14 protein-coding genes and 1 riboswitch are annotated in these 17,846 nt (G+C 71.1%); of the genes, 5 read left to right on the plus strand and 9 right to left on the minus strand.

Annotated features, from left to right (window positions below; all coding sequences use genetic code 11):
* Nucleotides 1-16 precede the first annotated feature (16 nt).
* The 4 genes from E1262_RS10295 to E1262_RS10310 form a co-directional block, all read right to left on the minus strand.
* Nucleotides 17-1,384 (minus strand): dihydrolipoamide acetyltransferase family protein, encoded by a 1,368-nt coding sequence (locus E1262_RS10295; RefSeq protein ID WP_132103040.1) that lies wholly within the window; start codon nucleotides 1,382-1,384, stop codon nucleotides 17-19.
* An 11-nt stretch (nucleotides 1,385-1,395) separates the two neighbouring features.
* A complete protein-coding gene (locus E1262_RS10300) occupies nucleotides 1,396-2,373 on the minus strand; it encodes an alpha-ketoacid dehydrogenase subunit beta (RefSeq protein WP_132103041.1) in 978 nt (325 codons plus the stop codon).
* The gene (gene pdhA / locus E1262_RS10305; protein ID WP_132103042.1) at nucleotides 2,370-3,509 is read right to left on the minus strand and encodes a pyruvate dehydrogenase (acetyl-transferring) E1 component subunit alpha; all 1,140 of its coding nucleotides are present in this window, start codon (nucleotides 3,507-3,509) and stop codon (nucleotides 2,370-2,372) included. Before pdhA ends, E1262_RS10300 begins: the two co-directional genes overlap by 4 nt.
* A 399-nt stretch (nucleotides 3,510-3,908) precedes the next feature.
* Entirely contained in the window at nucleotides 3,909-5,159 is a 1,251-nt protein-coding gene (locus tag E1262_RS10310) for a thioester domain-containing protein (protein ID WP_132103043.1), read from the minus strand.
* Between the two features lie 189 nt (nucleotides 5,160-5,348).
* Here E1262_RS10310 and E1262_RS10315 point away from each other — a divergent pair, with 189 nt between their 5' ends.
* The 3 genes from E1262_RS10315 to E1262_RS10325 are packed head-to-tail and all read left to right on the plus strand — an operon-like array spanning nucleotide 5,349 to nucleotide 7,920.
* Complete coding sequence (locus E1262_RS10315) at nucleotides 5,349-6,146, plus strand: thioesterase family protein (RefSeq protein ID WP_132103044.1); 798 nt, start codon at nucleotides 5,349-5,351, stop codon at nucleotides 6,144-6,146.
* 17 nt (nucleotides 6,147-6,163) lie between these two features.
* A complete protein-coding gene (locus E1262_RS10320) occupies nucleotides 6,164-7,318 on the plus strand; it encodes a sensor histidine kinase (protein ID WP_203453738.1) in 1,155 nt (384 codons plus the stop codon).
* Nucleotides 7,315-7,920 (plus strand): response regulator transcription factor, encoded by a 606-nt coding sequence (locus E1262_RS10325; RefSeq protein WP_132103045.1) that lies wholly within the window; start codon nucleotides 7,315-7,317, stop codon nucleotides 7,918-7,920. Before E1262_RS10320 ends, E1262_RS10325 begins: the two co-directional genes overlap by 4 nt.
* 3 nt (nucleotides 7,921-7,923) lie before the next feature.
* Here the strand turns inward: E1262_RS10325 and E1262_RS10330 are convergent, their stop codons facing one another.
* From E1262_RS10330 to E1262_RS10340, 3 genes are read right to left on the minus strand one after another with little or no spacing between them, the layout of a single operon-like run.
* Nucleotides 7,924-9,186 carry an Nramp family divalent metal transporter gene (locus tag E1262_RS10330; RefSeq protein WP_132103046.1) on the minus strand — a complete coding sequence of 421 codons (1,263 nt, stop codon included), beginning with the start codon at nucleotides 9,184-9,186 and terminating at the stop codon, nucleotides 7,924-7,926.
* Between the two features lie 11 nt (nucleotides 9,187-9,197).
* Nucleotides 9,198-10,184, minus strand: coding sequence for a ribonucleotide-diphosphate reductase subunit beta (locus tag E1262_RS10335; protein WP_132103047.1), 987 nt, complete (start codon nucleotides 10,182-10,184; stop codon nucleotides 9,198-9,200).
* Nucleotides 10,185-10,204: 20 nt separating this feature from the next.
* Nucleotides 10,205-12,748, minus strand: a complete 2,544-nt coding sequence (locus E1262_RS10340; protein WP_132103048.1) for a ribonucleoside-diphosphate reductase subunit alpha — start codon at nucleotides 12,746-12,748, stop codon at nucleotides 10,205-10,207.
* A 167-nt stretch (nucleotides 12,749-12,915) separates the two neighbouring features.
* Nucleotides 12,916-13,148, minus strand: a riboswitch (cobalamin riboswitch).
* A gap of 185 nt (nucleotides 13,149-13,333) precedes the next feature.
* On the opposite strand from E1262_RS10340, the gene E1262_RS10345 reads away from it, so the two are divergent.
* Nucleotides 13,334-14,299 carry an EamA family transporter gene (locus E1262_RS10345; RefSeq protein ID WP_203453739.1) on the plus strand — a complete coding sequence of 322 codons (966 nt, stop codon included), beginning with the start codon at nucleotides 13,334-13,336 and terminating at the stop codon, nucleotides 14,297-14,299.
* A 117-nt stretch (nucleotides 14,300-14,416) separates the two neighbouring features.
* On the opposite strand, the gene E1262_RS10350 is transcribed toward E1262_RS10345, so the two are convergent.
* Both E1262_RS10350 and hisC read right to left on the minus strand, forming a co-directional pair.
* On the minus strand, nucleotides 14,417-15,820 hold the full coding sequence (locus E1262_RS10350) for a helix-turn-helix domain-containing protein (protein WP_132103049.1): 1,404 nt from the start codon (nucleotides 15,818-15,820) through the stop codon (nucleotides 14,417-14,419).
* Nucleotides 15,821-16,120: 300 nt separating this feature from the next.
* Entirely contained in the window at nucleotides 16,121-17,188 is a 1,068-nt protein-coding gene (gene hisC, locus E1262_RS10355) for a histidinol-phosphate transaminase (protein WP_238992892.1), read from the minus strand.
* A 158-nt stretch (nucleotides 17,189-17,346) separates the two neighbouring features.
* Here hisC and E1262_RS10360 point away from each other — a divergent pair, with 158 nt between their 5' ends.
* Nucleotides 17,347-17,721 carry a phage holin family protein gene (locus E1262_RS10360; RefSeq protein ID WP_132103051.1) on the plus strand — a complete coding sequence of 125 codons (375 nt, stop codon included), beginning with the start codon at nucleotides 17,347-17,349 and terminating at the stop codon, nucleotides 17,719-17,721.
* Nucleotides 17,722-17,846 lie beyond the last annotated feature (125 nt).

Raw genomic sequence — 17,846 nt, forward strand, 5'->3', positions numbered from 1 at the left:
AGCGGCGCCCAGCAGGTCAACCCCAGACCAGGGCGTTGCCCGGGTCCTCGAGCAGCGCCGCGAGGTCGGCGAGGAACCGCGACCCCTGCTCGCCGTCGACCAGCCGGTGGTCGAACGACAGCGCCAGCGTGGTGACCCAGCGCGGCTTCACCTTGCCCTTGTGCACCCACGGCTGCCGGCGCACGGCGCCGAACGCGACGATCGCCGCCTCGCCGGGCGGCAGGATCGGCGTGCCGGTGTCGACGCCGAAGACGCCGACGTTGGTGATGGAGATGGTGCCGCCGAGCATGTCCTCGGGCGGCGTCTTCCCCTCGCGCGCCGTCGCGGCCAGCCGGTTGATCGCGACCGCCAGCTCGCGCAGCGGCAGCCGGTCGGCGTCCTTGACGTTCGGCACGACCAGCCCGCGCGGGGTGGCCGCGGCGATGCCGAGGTTCACGTAGCGCTGCACGACGATCTCGCCGGCGGCGTCGTCCCAGCGGGCGTTGACATCGGGCGTGCGACGGGCTGCGATGCAGACCGCCTTCGCCAGCACGGCCAGCGGCGACAGCTTGACGTCGCGGAACTCGCGGGAGTCGCGCAGCCGGTCGACCAGCTTCATCGTGCGGGTGACGTCGACGGTGACGAACTCGGTGACGTGCGGCGCGGTGAACGCCGACTTGGTCACCGCCTGTGCCGTGGCCTTCCGGACCGACCGGATCGCGACGCGCTCCTGCCGCGGCAGGCCGTCCCAGCCGGTGCCGGTCGGCGTCGCGGCGGGCGCCGCGGGCACGGCGGCGGGCGCGGCGGCCGCTGCCTGGACGTCGTCGCGGGTGATGGTGCCGTTGGGGCCGGTCGGGGTGACGGTGGCGAGGTCGACGCCGAGGTCCTTGGCGAGCTTGCGCACCGGGGGCTTGGCGAGCACCGACACCCGGGCGAGGGGTGCCTCGACGGCCGGCTCCGCGACCGGCGGAGCCGGCTCCGCGGCGACCTTGCGCTGCCGGCGCTTCGCCGCTGTCGTCCGCGGGCCGTACCCGACGAGAACGGCCTGCCGCTCCGCCTCGGGCACGGCCGCCGGAGCCGGCGGTGTGGGCACCATGTCCTCCGTCGGGCCACCGACCACTCCGGCCGACCCGGGAGCCGGCGACGACGGCGCGGCGGTGCCCTCCCCCGTCCGCACCGCGATGATCGGGGTGCCGACGTCGACCGTCTGACCCTCCTCGACCAGCAGCGTCTCGACCACGCCGGCGAACGGGCAGGGCAGCTCGACCAGGGACTTGGCCGTCTCGATCTCGACGATGACGTCGTTGACCTTCACGGCGTCACCGGGCTTGACCTTCCACGACACGATCTCCGCCTCGGTCAGCCCTTCGCCGACGTCGGGGAGGTTGAACTGCGACACGCTCATGCAGACCCTCCTCAGTAGGCGAACGTGCGGTCGACGGCGTCGAGCACGCGGTCGAGGTCGGGCAGGTACTCCTCCTCGACCCGGGCCGGCGGGTACGGGGTGTCGTAACCGGTGACCCGCTGGACCGGCGCCTCCAGCGAGTAGAAGCACTCCTCGGTGACCCGCGCGGCCACCTCGGCGCCGACGCCGAGCGTGCGGTGCGCCTCGTGGACGACGACCAGCCGGCCGGTGCGCCGGACGGAGTCGTAGACCGCGCGCAGGTCCAGCGGCGACAGCGAGCGCAGGTCGATGACCTCGAGCGACCGGCCGTCGTCGGAAGCGGCCGCGGCGGCGTCGAGGCAGGTCTTCACCATGGGGCCGTACGCCGCGACCGTCGCGTCGGTGCCCGGCAACGCCACCCTGGCCGACTCCAGCGGCAGGTCCGGCTCGCCGTCGACGTCGACCTCGGCCTTCTCGTAGTAGCGGCGCTTGGGCTCGAAGAACACCACCGGGTCGTCGAGCTGGATGGCCTGCTGGATCATCCAGTACGCGTCGAGCGGGTTGGAACAGGTGACCACCTTGAGGCCCGGGATGTGGGCGAAGGTCGCCTCCGGGCTCTCGCTGTGGTGCTCGACGGCGCCGATGCTGCCGCCGTAGGGGATGCGAATGACGATCGGCAAACGCAGCCGGCCGCCGGAGCGGAAGTGCATCTTCGCGACCTGGTTCACGATCTGGTCGTAGCCGGGGAAGACGAACCCGTCGAACTGGATCTCGCACACCGGGCGGTAGCCGCGCAGCGCCAGGCCGACGGCGGTGCCGATGATGCCCGACTCGGCCAGCGGGGTGTCGATGACGCGGTCCTCGCCGAAGTCCTTCTGCAGGCCGTCGGTGACCCGGAAGACGCCGCCGAGCTTGCCGACGTCCTCGCCCATGACCAGCACCTTGGCGTCGCTTTCCATGGACCGCCGCAGCCCGGCGTTGATCGCCTTGGTGATGTTGAGCGCCGTCATCGGGCCACCTCCTCGGCGAAGCTGTCGAGGTACGTCGTCATCGCCTCGCGCTGGGCGACGAGGTCCGGCGTCGGTTCGACGTAGACGTGGTCGAAGATCGACGTCGGCGCGGGGTCGGGCAGCGCGCGGCAGGCCGCCCGCAGGTTCACGGCCAGCTCCTCGGCATCCTGCTCGACGCTGTCGAAGAACGCCTGGTCGGCGAGGTCGCTGCGGACCATATGGGCCTTCACCCGCTCGATCGGGTCCTTGAGCTTCCAGTGCTCCAGTTCCGCGTTGAGGCGGTATCGGGTGGGGTCGTCGGTGGTGGTGTGCGCGCCCATGCGGTAGGTGAACGCCTCGACCAGCGTGGGCCCCTCGCCGTCACGGGCCCGTTGCAGCGCCTCGCGGCTGACGGCCAGGCAGGCGAGCACGTCGTTGCCGTCGACGCGGACGCCGGGGAAGCCGAATCCGGCGGCGCGGCGGTACAGCGGCACGCGGGTCTGCCGCTCCAGCGGCTCGGAGATGGCCCACTGGTTGTTCTGGCAGAAGAACACGACCGGGGCGTTGACGACGCTGGCCCAGATGAACGCCTCGTTGACGTCGCCCTGGCTGGTGGCACCGTCGCCGAAGTAGGCGATGACGGCGGTGTCGCGGTCGGGGTCGCCGGTGCCGATGGCGCCGTCGCGCTGGACGCCCATCGCGTAGCCGGTGGCGTGCAAGGTCTGTGCGCCGATGACGATCGTGTAGAGGTGGAACCGGGTCTCGTCGGGGTCCCAGCTGCCCTGGTCGACGCCGCGGAACAGCGCCAGCAGCTTCACCGGGTCGACGCCGCGGCACAGCGCGACCGCGTGCTCGCGGTAGGTCGGGAAGACGTGGTCCTGGGCGCGCAGCGCGCGGGCGGAACCGACCTGGGCGGCCTCCTGGCCCAGCAGGCTCGCCCACAGACCCAGCTCGCCCTGCCGCTGCAGCGCGACGGCCTCGCCGTCGACGCGCCGGCCCAGCACCAGGTCGCGGTACATGGCGCGGATGTCGTCGCCGGTGACGTCGGCGATGAGGGAGTCGTAGTGCTCGTGTGGAACCCGCTCGCCCTCGGGCGTGAGCAGCTGGACGAGCTCGGGTTCGGGCGGAGTCGCCTCGGCCGCCGTCTCGACAGTCATGTGTCTCCTTCACGTCGTCGGCTCCGCAGGATTGCCGCGGGAGCTTGCTCCTCGTGACCACCGGCGGCGTGGGGAGGACTATGGGTGGGTCCTCGCCCTCGCCGCGGTGCATGACCGTGACCGGAGTCACGACCTCGCTACCGCCACGGTACCCAGATCCGGGGTCGGACGGGTGCACCGAGGCGGCAGGTGGGGCTTCATCCTGCAGCACCTGGTGTCAGCCTGCCCGCTGGGGATCCCCCGAAGGGTCGTCGTTCCGGACAAACTTCCTCGCCGGGACGCTGCACTGACCACACAATTCCTCTGTCGTCCGACTAACCGCCGTCGCGGGCCAGGAACGACGCGAAGCCACGCGGTGCGCCCGTCCGGACGCTCCGCGCGGCTTCGGGTGTGGCCGCCCTACTCGGCGGCTCCGGCGAACCGGCGGCGCAGCAGGAACGCGGCCGCGGCCACCAGGCCCAGGCCGACCGCCAGCAGCAGCGTCGGCGAGGCGCCGGTGTCCGGCAGCTCCTCGTCCGGCGTCTCACTCGGCGACGGCGTCGGGCTCTCGCTCGGCGTCTCCGACGGGGTGTCGGACGGCGTCGGCGTGGGCGTCTCGGACGGGGTGTCGCTCGGTGTCGGCGTGGGCGACTCCGACGGCGTCTCGCTCGGCGTCGGGGTGGGCGTCTCGGCCGGCTCGGCGGTCCAGTCGACTGTGCCCTCGACGGATACCTCGACCTCATCGGAGTGGGCCAGGATCAGTGACTGCGACTTGTGCTTGTCGTAGTCGGCGGCGATGAACAGCCGGCCCGCGCTCAGGGACGCCTCGGCGGTCAGCTCGAACGAGCCGCCGCCGGCCGCCGCGTCGGCCGGCACGTCAACGCTGAACGTCGAGCCGTCGGTGATCTGGGCCGGCAGCGTCGTGCCCTCGGAGTCGACCAGCTCGACGCCCTCGGGCAGGTCGGCCGTCACGTCGACGACGTCCGCCGTGGTGGACACCTCGAAAGGCCCGATGACCGTGCCCGCCTCACCCGAGAGCGACGCCGGGGTCAGGCTCAGCTCCGGCTCGGGCTGGTCGCCGATGCCGACGTTCGCCTCGCCGGTGAGGTAGGTGTAGAGGGCCGCGGCGTCCTGCTCGGACTCGCTCCCCGCTTCCATGTATGCCACGTTCAGCGGCAGCTCGTCGCTCAGCAGCCAGATGGCCGCCTGAGTCCCGCCGATCGCCTCCTCGACGGACAGGCCGTCGTTGAACTCCCCGCCGGCGGCCGTCTCGACCTCGTTCAGGTCGAGCACGGGGTACGAGTTCTGCAGGATCCAGTGGATCTCGTCGCGGTTCTCGTGGAACGGCGAGTCAGGATCCGGGTACTCGTTCCACGGCACCTCGACCATCTGGGGCTCGTCGTAGTTGAGCGGCTCGAAGAACTGGACACAGTAGGCCCACAGGGCGGCGCCGTCGTCCTCGAGCCCGACCAGCCGGGTCTCGGTGCCGCTCGGAGGGACGTCCCGCTCGAGCATGACGTCGAGGCCGTCGACGTCGTTGGCCTGGTTCAGCTCGGCCCGCGGCGACACCGGCACGCCGGCCAGCGCGAACGCCGTCGCTGGGCCGAGCACCAGCAGGCCGGCCGCCAGCGCGCCGGCACCGAGACGGCGCCGGGTCGGATGAATGGACATGGATCTCCTTAGAGAATGTCAATGCTCACAGATGAGCGCGCCGATACGACAGCGCGAAATAGTCTCGAATCCACAAAAGCCCCCCAACGCGGGCATCCTAGTGGAAACGCCCATTCATCGGGAAGCTCGGACAATCACGACCTGCCGCCCCCTGTCGGTGCCAGGCGGAGTCGCATAGGGTCTTGACCCGTGCCTGACTTCGACGAAGCGTCGGCAACGCGCCGGGTGTCCCCCGGGCGGCACGAGGTCGACATCGACGGAACCTGGTCGGTCGGCGAGGTGCCGAACGGGGGCTACCTGCTGGCCCTGGTGCTGCGCGCCGTGCTGGCCGAGTCGACCCACCCGCATCCGGTGAGCACCGACGCGCACTTCGTGACCCCGCCCACCAGCGGCCCGGCGCACGTACAGGTCGATGTCGTGCGCACCGGGCGGACCATCGAGACGCTGCGGGCCACGCTGGTCCAGGAGGACGAGCCGAGGGTCGAGGCGACGGTCACCACCAGCAAACTGTCGCGTACCTCGCCGGTGGAGTGGGTCGGGCCGCCGCCGGAGCCGGTGGCGCCGGTCGACGAGTGCATCCGCGCGGTGGTCGACCTCCCCGACGGCACCCACGTCGGCCTGCTCGAACACGTCGATCTACGGCTGGATCCGCAGACCCTGGGCTGGTTTTCCGGCCGACCGGCCGGACAGCTGTCCATGCGCGGGCACGTGCGGCTGGCCGACGGCACCCAGCCCGACCCGGTCGTGCTGGCGCTGGCGGTCGACTCCCTGCCGCCGACGGTGTTCGGTCTGGGCCGGCTCGGCTGGGCGCCCACCGTCCAGCTGACAGTGCTGACGCGCAGCCTGCCCGCGCCGGGCTGGCTGACGGTGCACCTGCGCGGCCGGCTGGTCCGCGACGGCTGGTTCGACGAGGAGGCCGAGGTCTACGACGCCGACGGCGCCCTGGTCGCGCAGTCGCGGCAGCTGGCCCGGGTCCGGGTGACCTGAGCGGCGGGTACCGTCCCGTGAGCGCCATTGACTCCGCCGGCTCCGACCGACGGCTGCGCCGGGCCCGCTGGGTGGTGCTGCTGTTCGCGCTGGGCGCGGCCGTGGCGACGGCGTTCGTCGGCGGCGGCGTCGGGGTGCTGAGGGAGGACGACCCGGCCCGCGCCGTGCTGGGCGCACTCGGCGTTGCGCTGTTCTGCGCGACGCAGGCCGGCGCCCTGCACGCGGTGCTGACACCGTCGGTCGGCGAGCCGGCCCGGCGACGCTGGCTGGTCGCGTTTCTGCTCGCGGCGGCCGCGTCGGTGCCGCTGGCCGGGCCGGCCGACGGCGCCGAGTGGGAGACGTGGGCGTGGCTCGGCGGGCCGCTGGCCGGGGCGGCGCCGCTGCTGCTCGGCCGGGTCCCCGGCGTCGCGCTGGCCGCCCTCGCGGTCGGCGTCTCCGTGCTGGTCGGCTGGTGGGCCGGCGGATCGGTGCCGACGTACCTGCTGCTCACACTGATCAACGCGGTCATGGTCGCGTTGCTGTGCGGCGTGCCGATGTGGCTGTGGGACCTGCTGGTCGAGGCGCGGGAGGGCCGGCTTGCGCAAGCCCGGCTGGCCGCTACGGAGGAGCGGCTGCGGTTCGCCCGGGACGTGCACGACCTGCTCGGACACAACCTCTCGGTGATCGCGCTGAAGACCGAGTTGGCCGCCCGGCTGGCGACGGTGGACGGCGAGCGGGCCGGCCGCGAGGCGGAGGAGGCGCGCGCTCTCGCCGCGTCGGCGCTGACCGAGATGCGCCAGGTGGTGCACGGCTACCGGACGGTCGACCTCGCCGGCCAGCTGGACGCGGTCCGGCGGGTGCTGGAGTCGTCCGGCGTCCGCTGCGCAGTCACCGGACCGGCCGCGCCGCTGCCCGAGCAGGCGAGCGCGCTGCTGATCCCCGTCCTGCGCGAGGCGAGCACGAACGTGCTGCGGCACAGCCGGGCCCGATGGTGCACCATCGACATCGGGCGGGAGGGCGACAAGGTGCGCATGACAGTGGTCAACGACGGCGCGACGGGCGACGGCCCCGACGCGCACAGCTCCGGCCTGCGCGGCCTCGCCGACCGGCTGGCCGAGGCGGGCGGCACGCTGCGCTCGGGCCGCGACGGCGACACGTTCACCCTCGCGGTCACGCTGGCGGTGCGGCCGTGATCCGGGTGCTGCTGGCCGACGACGAGGAGCTGATCCGCACCGCCGTCGCCGCACTGCTGGACCTCGAGCCCGACCTCGAGGTGGTCGCGCAGGCGCCGGACGGCCGGGCCGCCGTCGACGCCGCCCTGGCGCACCGTCCCGACGTCGTCGTCGCCGACCTCGAGATGCCCGAGCTGACCGGCATGGAGCTGGCGGCCGAGCTGGCCACGGCGCTGCCGTCGTGCGTCGTCGTCATCCTCACCGGCCACGGCCGCCCGCCGCACCTGCAGCGCGCGCTGACGGCGGGCGCGAAGGGCTTCCTCCCGAAGGGGTCGCCGGGCGGGGCGCTGGCCGACGTCATCCGGCGCGTACATCGCGGCGAGCGGTACGTCGACCCGGCGCTTGCCGCCGACGCGCTGACCGCCCCGGTCAACCCGCTGACGCCGCGCGAGCTGGAGGTGCTGCGGCTGGCCGGCTACGACACCCCGGTGGCCGTCATCGCCCGGCGCACCCACCTGTCACCCGGAACCGTCCGCAACTACGTGGCCGCGGCCATCGCCAAGCTGGGCGCGTCGAGCCGGGCCGACGCCGTACGGATCGCCGACGAGAACGGCTGGCTCTGAGCGCTACCCCATGATGGTCAGCGTCAGCAGCGCGACGTTGAGGCTGACGACCACGACGCTGACCAGCACCGCGAGGGTCGTGGTCAGCCGCGAGTTGGCCCACCGGCCCATGATCGACGACTTCGCCGTGACGGCGACCAGCGGGATGATCGCGAACGGGATACCGAACGACAGCACCACCTGCGAGAGCACCAGCAGCCACGTCGGCTCCGCACCCGTCGTCAGGATCGCGACCGCCGGCACCAGCGTGACCAGCCGCCGGACCAGCAGCGGGATCCGCCGCAGCAGCAGGCCCTCCATGATCACCGCGCCCGCGTAGCAGCCCACCGACGTCGACGCCAGGCCGGACACCAGCAGGCCGACCGCGAACAGCGCACCGATCGCCGTCCCCAGTCCGGACTCGACGGCGGCGTGCGCTCCGGCGATGGTGTCGGTGCCGTCGACACCGCGCAGCGCGGCCGCCGCGACCAGCAGTAGCGCGATGTTCACGCTGCCGGCCACCAGCATCGCGACACCGACGTCGGCCCGGGTCGCGCGGAGCAGCCGGCCGACCAGGCCGGGCTCCGGCGTCGCACCGAACCGGTCGCGGGCGAGCGCCGAGTGCAGGTAGACCACGTGCGGCATGACCGTGGCGCCGAACATGCCGGCCGCCAGCAGCACCGTTTCCGTCCCGTCGAACCGCGGCACCAGCCCGTCGGCGATGCCGGCCGGGGACGGCGGCTGCACGAACAGCCCGGCGACGAACCCGACCGCGATGACCAGCAGCGCCGTCGTGACCACCCGCTCGAAGGCCCGCTGCCCGCGGCCGTTCTGCACCGTCAGCAGCGCCATCGACGCGACGCCGGTGATGATGCCGCCGAGCCACAGCGGGAGGCCGAACAGCAGGTTCAGCGCGATGGCGCCGCCGACCACCTCGGCGATGTCGGTGGCCATCGCGACCACCTCGGCCTGCAGCCAGTACGCCAGGCGGCCGCCGCGAGGCAGCCGGTCGCGCAGCACCTCGGGCAGCGACGAGCCGGTCACCACGCCCAACTTCGCCGACAGGTACTGCACCAGTCCGGCCATCGCCGTCGCCATGACCAGCACCCACACCAGCAGGTAGCCGTAGCCGGCGCCGGCCGAAAGGTTCGTGGCGACGTTGCCGGGGTCGACGTACGCCACGGCCGCGACGAACGCCGGACCCAGCAGGCCGAGACCGGCCCCGGGCAGCCGAGGCGCCGGCCCGTCCAGTCGCTCGGGACGGCGCCGGCGCACCCGTACGTACATCCGCTGCTCTCCTACCCGCCGCCGGCTCGGGCGTCGACCTCGTAGCTGGTGTTGATGGACTCGAAGAAGTTCACCAGTTGCAGGGTGTCATTGGCAGTCGCCATCCACTTCGCGGGATTCGCCACACGATAGTGCGGCTCGAAGCCGAGCTCCTCCAGGCGCCGGTCGGCCAGGTACTTCACGTACTGGTTGATGTAGTCGGCGTTCATGCCCAGGATGCCGGTGGGCAGCAGGTCGCGGTTGTACTGCTCCTCCATAGCGACGCCGTCGATGATCATCTGCTCGATCTCGGCGGCGAACTCCGGCGTCTGCAGCTCCGGGTTCTCGTCCAGTACGGTGAGTACGAGGTTGATGCCGAACTTCAGGTGCAGGCTCTCGTCGCGCACGATCCAGTCGATCAGCGACGCGAAGTTGCGCAGCAGGTTCCGCTGCCGGAAGCTCAGCGCCACCATGAACCCGCTGTAGAACCAGATGCCCTCCAGCACGATGTTGTAGGCGACCAGGTTCCGGACGAAGTCCTGCTTGCCCTCGACGGTGGTGACGTCCAGCGTCTGCTCGGTCATCCGCTTGATGTAGCGGACCTCGAACTCCTCCTTCGCCACCATCGACGGGACGGTGACGTGGGCGGCGTAGGCCTGCCCGCGGTCGATGGGGAACGTCTCGAGGACGTACTCGAAGGCCATCACGTGGTTGGCCTCCTCCCACATCTGCTTGGCGAGGTACAGATGCGCCTCGGCCGCGCTCAGGTACGGGTACACGCCGAACGCCAGCGCCTTGTTCACCAGCAGCTCGTTCGGGTTGAAGTAGCTCATCAGGAACGTCAGCGCGTGCCGCTCCTCGTCGGACATCTTCTTGAAGTCGGCCATGTCCTCGCCGAGTTGCACCTCGTGCGGGAACCAGGTGTTCGCGACGGCCTGGTTGTACAGCTCGTAGGCCCAGGGGTAGCGGACCGGCTTGAGCAGCAGGCCCTCCTGGATGCCGGTGCCGAGAATGCCCATCGAGGTTCGCTCCTCTCCGGTCACTGGCAGGACTCGCACTGCAGCCGCTCCTGGGGATCGACGGGGCAGGCGACCGTCTCCTCACCGGTGTCGACCACGTCGAGTTCGACGACGGCCACGGGAGCCGGCTCGGTCGCCGGTGCCGGAGCCGGGGCCGGCTTGACGCCCGCCCGGGCCGCGCCGAAGCCGCGCCGCGGGCCGCCGCTCGCCGAGGCCCCGGAGCCTGCCAGCGACTCGGCCTTGTTCACCCGGACGGTGCTCTGCTCGGCGGTGTGCCGCGGCTTGACGTGCAAGTAGTAGGTGGTCTTGACGCCCTTCGACCAGGCCGCCGAGTAGACGTCGACCATGTCGTCGATGTCGCGCGTCTCGAGGTACATGTTGCGACTGATCGCCTGGTCGATCCACTTCTGCGCCCGTGCCGCGACCTCGATGAACGCGTACGGCGAGAGCTGGAACGAGGTCTTGTAGATCGCCTTGAGGTCGGCCGGGACGGTGTCCAGCGCGGACACGTCGCCCTGCGCGCGCAGCAGGTCGTCGCGGACCTGCTCCCACAGCCTGCGCTCCTTGAGGTCGCTCACCAGGTTGCGGTTGACCTCGAGGAACTTGCCGGAGCTGGTAGCCCGGCTGAACAGCTGGGAGAACTGCGGGTCCAGGCCCGGCGTGGTGCCCGCGACCAGGCCGATGGACGCCGTCGGGGCGATGGCCATCAGGGTGGCGTTGCGCATGCCGCCCCGGACCTTGTCGCGCAGCACGTCCCAGTCCAGGCGGCTGGCCCGCGAGACGGTGATCGGCACGCCGCGGTCGCGCTCCGCGCGGTCGACGGTGTCGATCGGGACCAGGCCGCGGCTCCAGCCGGAGCCCTCGAAGTTGGGGTAGGCGCCGCGGTCGCGGGCGAGGTCGGCGCTCTGGTCGATGGCGTGGTAGCTGATGAACTCCATCAGCCGGTCGATGAGGTCGTAGGCCTGCTCGCTCTCGTACGACCAGCCCAGCCGCTCGACCACGTCCGTGAAGCCCATGACGCCGAGGCCGACGGCGCGGTTGAGCTCGTTGGACCGCTCGGACGCCGGCACCGACGAGACGGTGATGTCGATGAGGTTGTCGAGCTGGCGGACCGCGAGCCGGACGCTCTCGCGCAGCCGGTCCCACTCGATCCGGCCATCGACCAGGTGCGCGGACAGGTTGATCGACGCGAGGTTGCAGACGGCGATGTTGTCGCGGTCCTGCGGCAGCGTGATCTCGGTGCACAGGTTGGACAGGTGGATGGTGCCGGTGTTGTCGTTCAGCGCCCGGTTGTTGATGGTGTCCTTCCACGTCAGCCAGGGGTGTGACGTGGTCTGCAGGGCGACCAGGATGGCCCGGAACTGCTCCCGCGCCTTGATCCTGGTGAACGTCCGCAGCTCGCCGGCCTCGGCCGCGGCCACGTACTGCGCGTACCGCCGGCTGAACGCGGCGCCGTACAGCTCGGGCAGGTCGGGGACCTCGAGCGGGTCGAACAGGTACCAGTCGTCGTCGTTCGCGACCCGGGTCATGAACTCGTCGGAGATCCAGACCGCGGTGTTGGCGGTGCGCACCCGGCGGTACGGGTCGCCGGCGTTCTGCTTGAGGTCGAGGAACTGCGGGAAGTCGAGGTGCCAGTTCTCGATGTAGAAGGCCAGGGCGCCGAACTTCTTGCCGCCGCGCGACACCGCCCGCAGCGTCGAGTCGATCGTGTGCATGAACGGGATCGGGCCGGTCGAGACGGTGTTGTTGCTGCGGATCGGCGAGCCCTCGGCGCGCAGCTTCGTCACCGACAGCCCGATGCCGCCGGTCCCCTTGGTCAGCCACATGACATCGCGCACGCTCTTGGCGATGTGCTCGATGTCGTCCTGCATCTCCATGACGAAGCAGTTCGACAGCTGGGAGTACGCCGTTCCCGCGTTGACCAGGGTCGATCCGGCGGCCAGGTAGTCCAGTCTGGACATCTTGTCGTAGAACCCGATCGCCGCCGACGTCGGGTCGGCCTCGTTCAGCGACAGGCCCATCGAGACGCGCATCCAGAAGAACTGCGGCACCTCCAACCGGTGACCGTCGCGGTCGTTGATCATGTACCGGTTGCTCATGGTGACCGCGCCGATGTACCGCAGCAGGTCGTCGCGCGACGGGTCCAGCGCCCGCGCCAGCCGGTCGAGGTCGAAGTGGGTCGCGAGCCGTTCGTCGAGAAGCCCGGCGGCCACGCCCTCCGCCACGTAGCCGGGGAACCTCTCGCGATGCAGCTCGGCCAGCTGGTCCGGGGTCTCGTAGTCACCCAGCACCCGCTTGTACACCGTCTTCAGTAGCACCCGCGCCGCGACGGTGTCGAACGCGGGATCGTCGCGGACGTTCTGCAGGGCCACCTGGATGACAGCCTCGTCGAGCTGCTGGCTGGTGATGCCGTCGAACAAGGTGATCTCGAGTTCGGACTGCAGCTGCGTGACCCGGGCGACCTGGTTGTCCAGGCCCACGCTGGCGGCCTCGATGGCCCGGGCGATCTTGTAGCCGTCGTAGGGCTCCACCGACCCGTCGCGCTTGACGACGTTGACGCTCATGCTCTCTCCTCGCGAGCTCGGCTGGCTCGGCCCGCGGCACTGAGGTGGAGGCAAGGAGAGATGCGTCGCCGGCACCGCGCCGGTGGTACGCCCTGGTCGCGGCGGTGAGTACGTCGCCGTATCGTCCCCTGGCCCCTCCCTCGGGAGCCGCGGACCACCGCACGCGTAGGGCGTGCGGTGCGCTGGCAGGTCTTCGGACTCACGGGCGCGGAAGGCCACCTGGCTGGTGGCGTTCCATCTACTGGCCGTCGCTTCCCAGGCCTTCTCGCGGAAGGCCCAGTGCTTCGTTGACGGCGGTCGTTCCCGTTCACCGCTGCGGGGCAGTCCCGGACTCACACCGGGTTCCCTGTTGCCTCCACCGGTCTGGCTGACCGGTGGAACCAGCTGCATGAGCCACACTATCTGGTAGTTACAAAGATGCAAGTCATCTACATCTAGTGTCTCGCCAGTCGGTCGTCCACACCGGGACATATGCCCGCGCCGGCCTTGTCGCGATATCGCAGCGACCTGGCCGAAAGTCGCTGTCGCTCGTTGCCGGCGATCCGCCACAATGGGGCCCGTCAGTACTGATAGAGGGAGACACTCGTGACCCACGCTCCTGCGCGGCCGGCGATGATCTGGGCCGCGCTGATCGTCGTCTACGTGGTGTGGGGCTCGACGTATCTGGCCATCCGGGTGGTGGTCGAGGCCGACATCCCGCCGTTCCTCGGCATGGGGCTGCGCTTCCTGGTCGCCGGACTGCTCCTGCTCGGCTTCCTGCGGCTGCGGCACGGCCGCGAGCGGATCCGGGTGGGACGGCGGGAGCTGCGCGGCGCGGCGGTCATGGGGCTGCTGCTGCTGGTGCTCGGCAACGGAATGGTCGCGGTCGCGGAGCAGACGGTCCCCAGCGGCCTGGCCGCGCTGATCGTCGGCGCGATCTCACTGTGGTTCGTGCTCCTGCAGGTGGCCGGCGGAATCCGGCCGCCCGCGCTGACATGGGCCGGCGTCCTGATCGGCCTGGCCGGCGTCGCCGTCATCAGTCTGCCCCGCGGCGGCATCGAGGGCGTCGAGGCGTGGGGTGTGGGGATCCTGCTGCTCGCCACCATCTCGTGGGCGTTCGGGTCCTATTTCTCCCCGCGGCTGGGGCTGCCACGCAACGCGCTTGTGGCGTCGGCATACGAGATGCTGGCCGGCGGCGTGATGCTGCTGGTCATCTCCGCGGCGAGCGGGGAGCTCGGCCACGTCGACCCGGCGGCGGTGCCGGCCAGGGGCTGGCTGGCGCTGGCGTACCTCATCCTGCTGGGCTCGCTGCTGGGGTACACGGCGTACGGGTACCTGCTGGCGAACGCGCCTCTGTCGTTGATCGGGACCTACGCCTACGTGAACCCGGTGGTCGCGGTGATCCTCGGCTGGGCGATTCTCTCCGAGCCGGTGACCTCGATCATGATGATCGGTGGTGCGCTGGTCGTCGGCGGTGTCGTGCTGGTGGTCAACGGCGAACGCACGAGCGCGAAGAAGGAGCGCACCGAGGACTCCGCCGACCTCGCCCCGGACGAAGCCCTGGCCGGATGACTCCAAGACCATCACTCAGTCGCGCCGCGATGGGCGCGTGCGGCGGCCGACCCTGGACATCGCGAAGGCGTGAGCGGCGACGTTGCCGCTCACGCCTTCGCGACGTGCGCGAGTGCGTCAGGCGCCGGCCAGGGCCGAGCCGTTGGCGTTGATGCTGTCGCCGAGCATCTCGTCGACCAGGCCGACGCTGGCGCGCGGGACGACGCGGACCGAGCGGAGCGCGTTGTCGTACGCGTCGAGCGCCTCGTTGGTGCGGCCGAGGTCGCGGTAGAGGTCGGCCAGCTCGCGCCAGGCCGCCGCGGCGACCCGGGAGGCGCCCATGGACTCCAGCGCGGACGCGGCCAGCGCGGCCTCGCGGATGCTCTGGTCGAGGTCGCCCTGCGCTCGCAGGATGCGGGCCAGCGTGAGCCGGGCGTCGGCGCCACCGACGCGCGGCTGGTCGCCGACGTGGCGCAGAGCCTCCTGGACGGCGGCATGCGCGTCGTCGAGCCGGCCGAGCCGCAGCAGGGCCTGGGCCCGCTTGTTGTGGAAGCTCGCGATGTCGGTGGCGCTGCCGTGCTGGTTGATGGCGGCCTCGACGCCGTCGAGGATGTCCAGCGCCTCCTGCGCCCGGGGCTCGCTGCCCTGCAGCAGCAGCCAGGCATGCGCCAGCCTCAGCCGGGCGAGGTTGCGGAGGTCGTCGCCCTCGCCGAACATCGCCAGCGCGCGGTCGACCAGGTTCAGCGCCAGCGCCAGCTCGCCGCGGGACTCCGCGATGAGTGAGGCGTTCCAGTACGCCGCGCCGCGGGTGTGCGGCGTGCCGATGCGGTCGGCGGCGGCCACCAGCTCCCCCGCGAGCGCCTTGGACCGGACCATGTCGCCGCGGCCGGAGTAGGCGCCGAGCACCGTGCAGCCGAGGCGGATGTACTCGTCGGTGCTCTCCAGGCCGAGGTCGAAGGCCGCACGACGGGCCTCCTCGCCGATCTGGATGGCCATGTCGAAGTCGCCGGCGCGGTCGTAGCACCGGGTCAGCGCGATGGCGACGTCGAGCCAGGACTGCACCGCGGGCGTCTGCCGCGCCTCGTCGGCCAGCTCGCTGAGGATCTCGATGGCGCCCTCGAGGTCGCCCGTGCGCTCGCGCGCCAGCGCCCGGCCCAGCCGGGCAGCGCGGCTCTGCTCGTCGTTCAGACCAGGGTCCCCGACCAGCTCGGTGAACTGCTGGTACGCCTCTTCAGCCCGGCCCTCGCGCAGCGCCATCTCGGCGCGGCCCAGGGCGAGGCGAGCCTTGGTGCGGACGGACGCGTCGACGCCGTCGCGCAGATACTCGACGTCGATGCGCAGCCGCTCGGCGATGTGCGCGAGCGCCGAGGCGGCCGGCTGCCGGCGACCGCTCTCGACGAGCGAGACGTAGCTGGGGGACAGCATGCCCTCTGCGATCTCGGCCTGAGAGAGGCCGAGCTCCAACCGGCGGGATCGGATACGCTGCCCGACGGGCGTCGGAAGCGGCGCCTCGTCCACTGTTGCTGGCTGGTCTTCTGTCATGACAGTATTGGACTACAGTCAGTCACATTTTGCCAGTCCAAATGCCGACTTTAGGAGTTCGATCTAGATGGGGCGTGCCAAGCGAGTTGTGATCGCGGTTGTCGCATCGTTCGCACTCATGTTCACGGTGAGCACACCCGCGGTTGCCGCTTTCGCGCCGACTGCGAGCCCTGGAGATTTCTGCTGCTGACGCAGTAGCCATAGACCGCACGGACGGCGTCCGGCGTCTCGCCCCCCGAACGCAGGACGCCGTCCGTGCTTGTTCCCCAGCAACCGGGGATTCGTGCGCTGAGGCGGGCGTCAGCCTGCTCTCCATTCGCCGGCCAGTCGAATCAGCCTGTCGTTGGCCTCCGGCTCGGCGATCGTGACCCTGCAGCCCTCGCCGGCGAAAGGCCGCACGACCAGCCCCGCGGTCTCGCAGAAGCCGGCGAAGTCGAGAGTCCGCTCGCCCAGCGCGAGCCACACGAAGTTCGCCTCCGTGTGAGGAATCTCCCATCCCTGCGCCACCAGCGCGTCATATACTCGCGCCCGCTCGCCCACCAGGGCCTCGACCCGCTCGAGCAGCTCCGCCTCGCGGGCCAACGACTCGACAGCGGCCCTCTGGGCGACGCCGGAGACGCCGAAGGGCACCGCGGTCTTGCGCAGGGCGTCGGCCACTTCGTCGTGCGCGATCGCGAAGCCGACCCGCAGTCCGGCCAGGCCGTACGCCTTCGAGAACGTCCGCAGCACGCACACGTTGCGGTGCCGGCGGTAGAAGTCGATGCCCTCAACGGCCTCCGGGTCGCGGACGAACTCGCGGTACGCCTCGTCGACGACCACCAGGACGTCCTCGGGCACCCGGCGCAGGAACGCGGCCAGTTCGTCGCGCCGCACGACCGCGCCGGTCGGGTTGTTCGGCGTGCACACGAACACCAGGCGGGTGCGGTCGGTGATCGCCTCGGCCATGGCGGGCAGGTCGTGCCGCGCGCCGGGCGCCAGCGGCACCTGAACCGCCGTCGCACCGGAGATGCCCACCACGATGGGGTAGGCCTCGAACGACCGCCACGCGTAGACCACCTCGTCGCCCTCGGCGGCGGTGGCCTGAACGATCTGCTGCAGCACGCCGACGCTGCCGGTGCCGGTGGCCACGTGCGCCGGCGGGACGTCGAAGCGGTCGGCCAGGGCCGCCACGAGGCCGGTGGCGAACATGTCCGGGTAACGGTTCATCGTCCCCGCGGTCGCCGTGACGGCCTCGAGCACGCCGGGCAGCGGCGGGTAGGGGTTCTCGTTCGAGGAGATCTTGAACGCCTGCTCCGCACCCGGCGCCGGCGCGGCCGGACGGCCCGGGCGGTAGGACGGCAGGCCGTCCAGGGCCTTGCGGATGCGCACCGGGCCGCCTTCGGCCGCGGGCGTCCGATCACCACTCCGACTCTGCTCCGTCGCGCTCATGTTCGCACCTTCTCCTCGGAGACTGACGTCAGGCCACGCGGCCGGCTACCACGCTAGCCGCTCCCGCGGAGGGCCCTCGATGTGTACGCTCGGCAGCCGTGACGTCCTTCATCGTTCGGCTGCTCGTCAACGGTTTCGCCCTGTGGGTGGCGACCCGGATCGTCGACGGCGTGACCATCAGCTCTGACAGCACGTCAAGCGAGATCCTGACCTTGCTTGTCGTCGCCCTGATCTTCGGTCTCGTCAACGCGTTCATCAAACCAGTGGTCCAGTTGTTGTCGCTGCCGCTGCTGATCTTGACGCTCGGCCTGTTCACCTTGATCGTCAACGCGCTGATGTTCTGGCTGACCTCGTGGATCGCCGACGGACTGGACGTGCCCTTCCACGTCGACTCGTTCTTCTGGGCGGCGGTGCTCGGCGCGCTGGTGGTCTCGTTCGTCAGCTGGGTTTTGAATCTGTTGTTGCCGAACTGACGAACGGCGTAGTGACGGTCGTCCATCCGTCGTCGCGGCGTGGGCCCAAAGGCCACCTTGATCCGGCCTTCTTCCGCTGAGCCGATGTTTGACGTACCTTTGGCCTAGCATCCTCTGCACGACGG

Origin of the sequence: Jiangella aurantiaca (genome assembly GCF_004349105.1) — a bacterium.
Classification (GTDB): domain Bacteria; phylum Actinomycetota; class Actinomycetes; order Jiangellales; family Jiangellaceae; genus Jiangella; species Jiangella aurantiaca.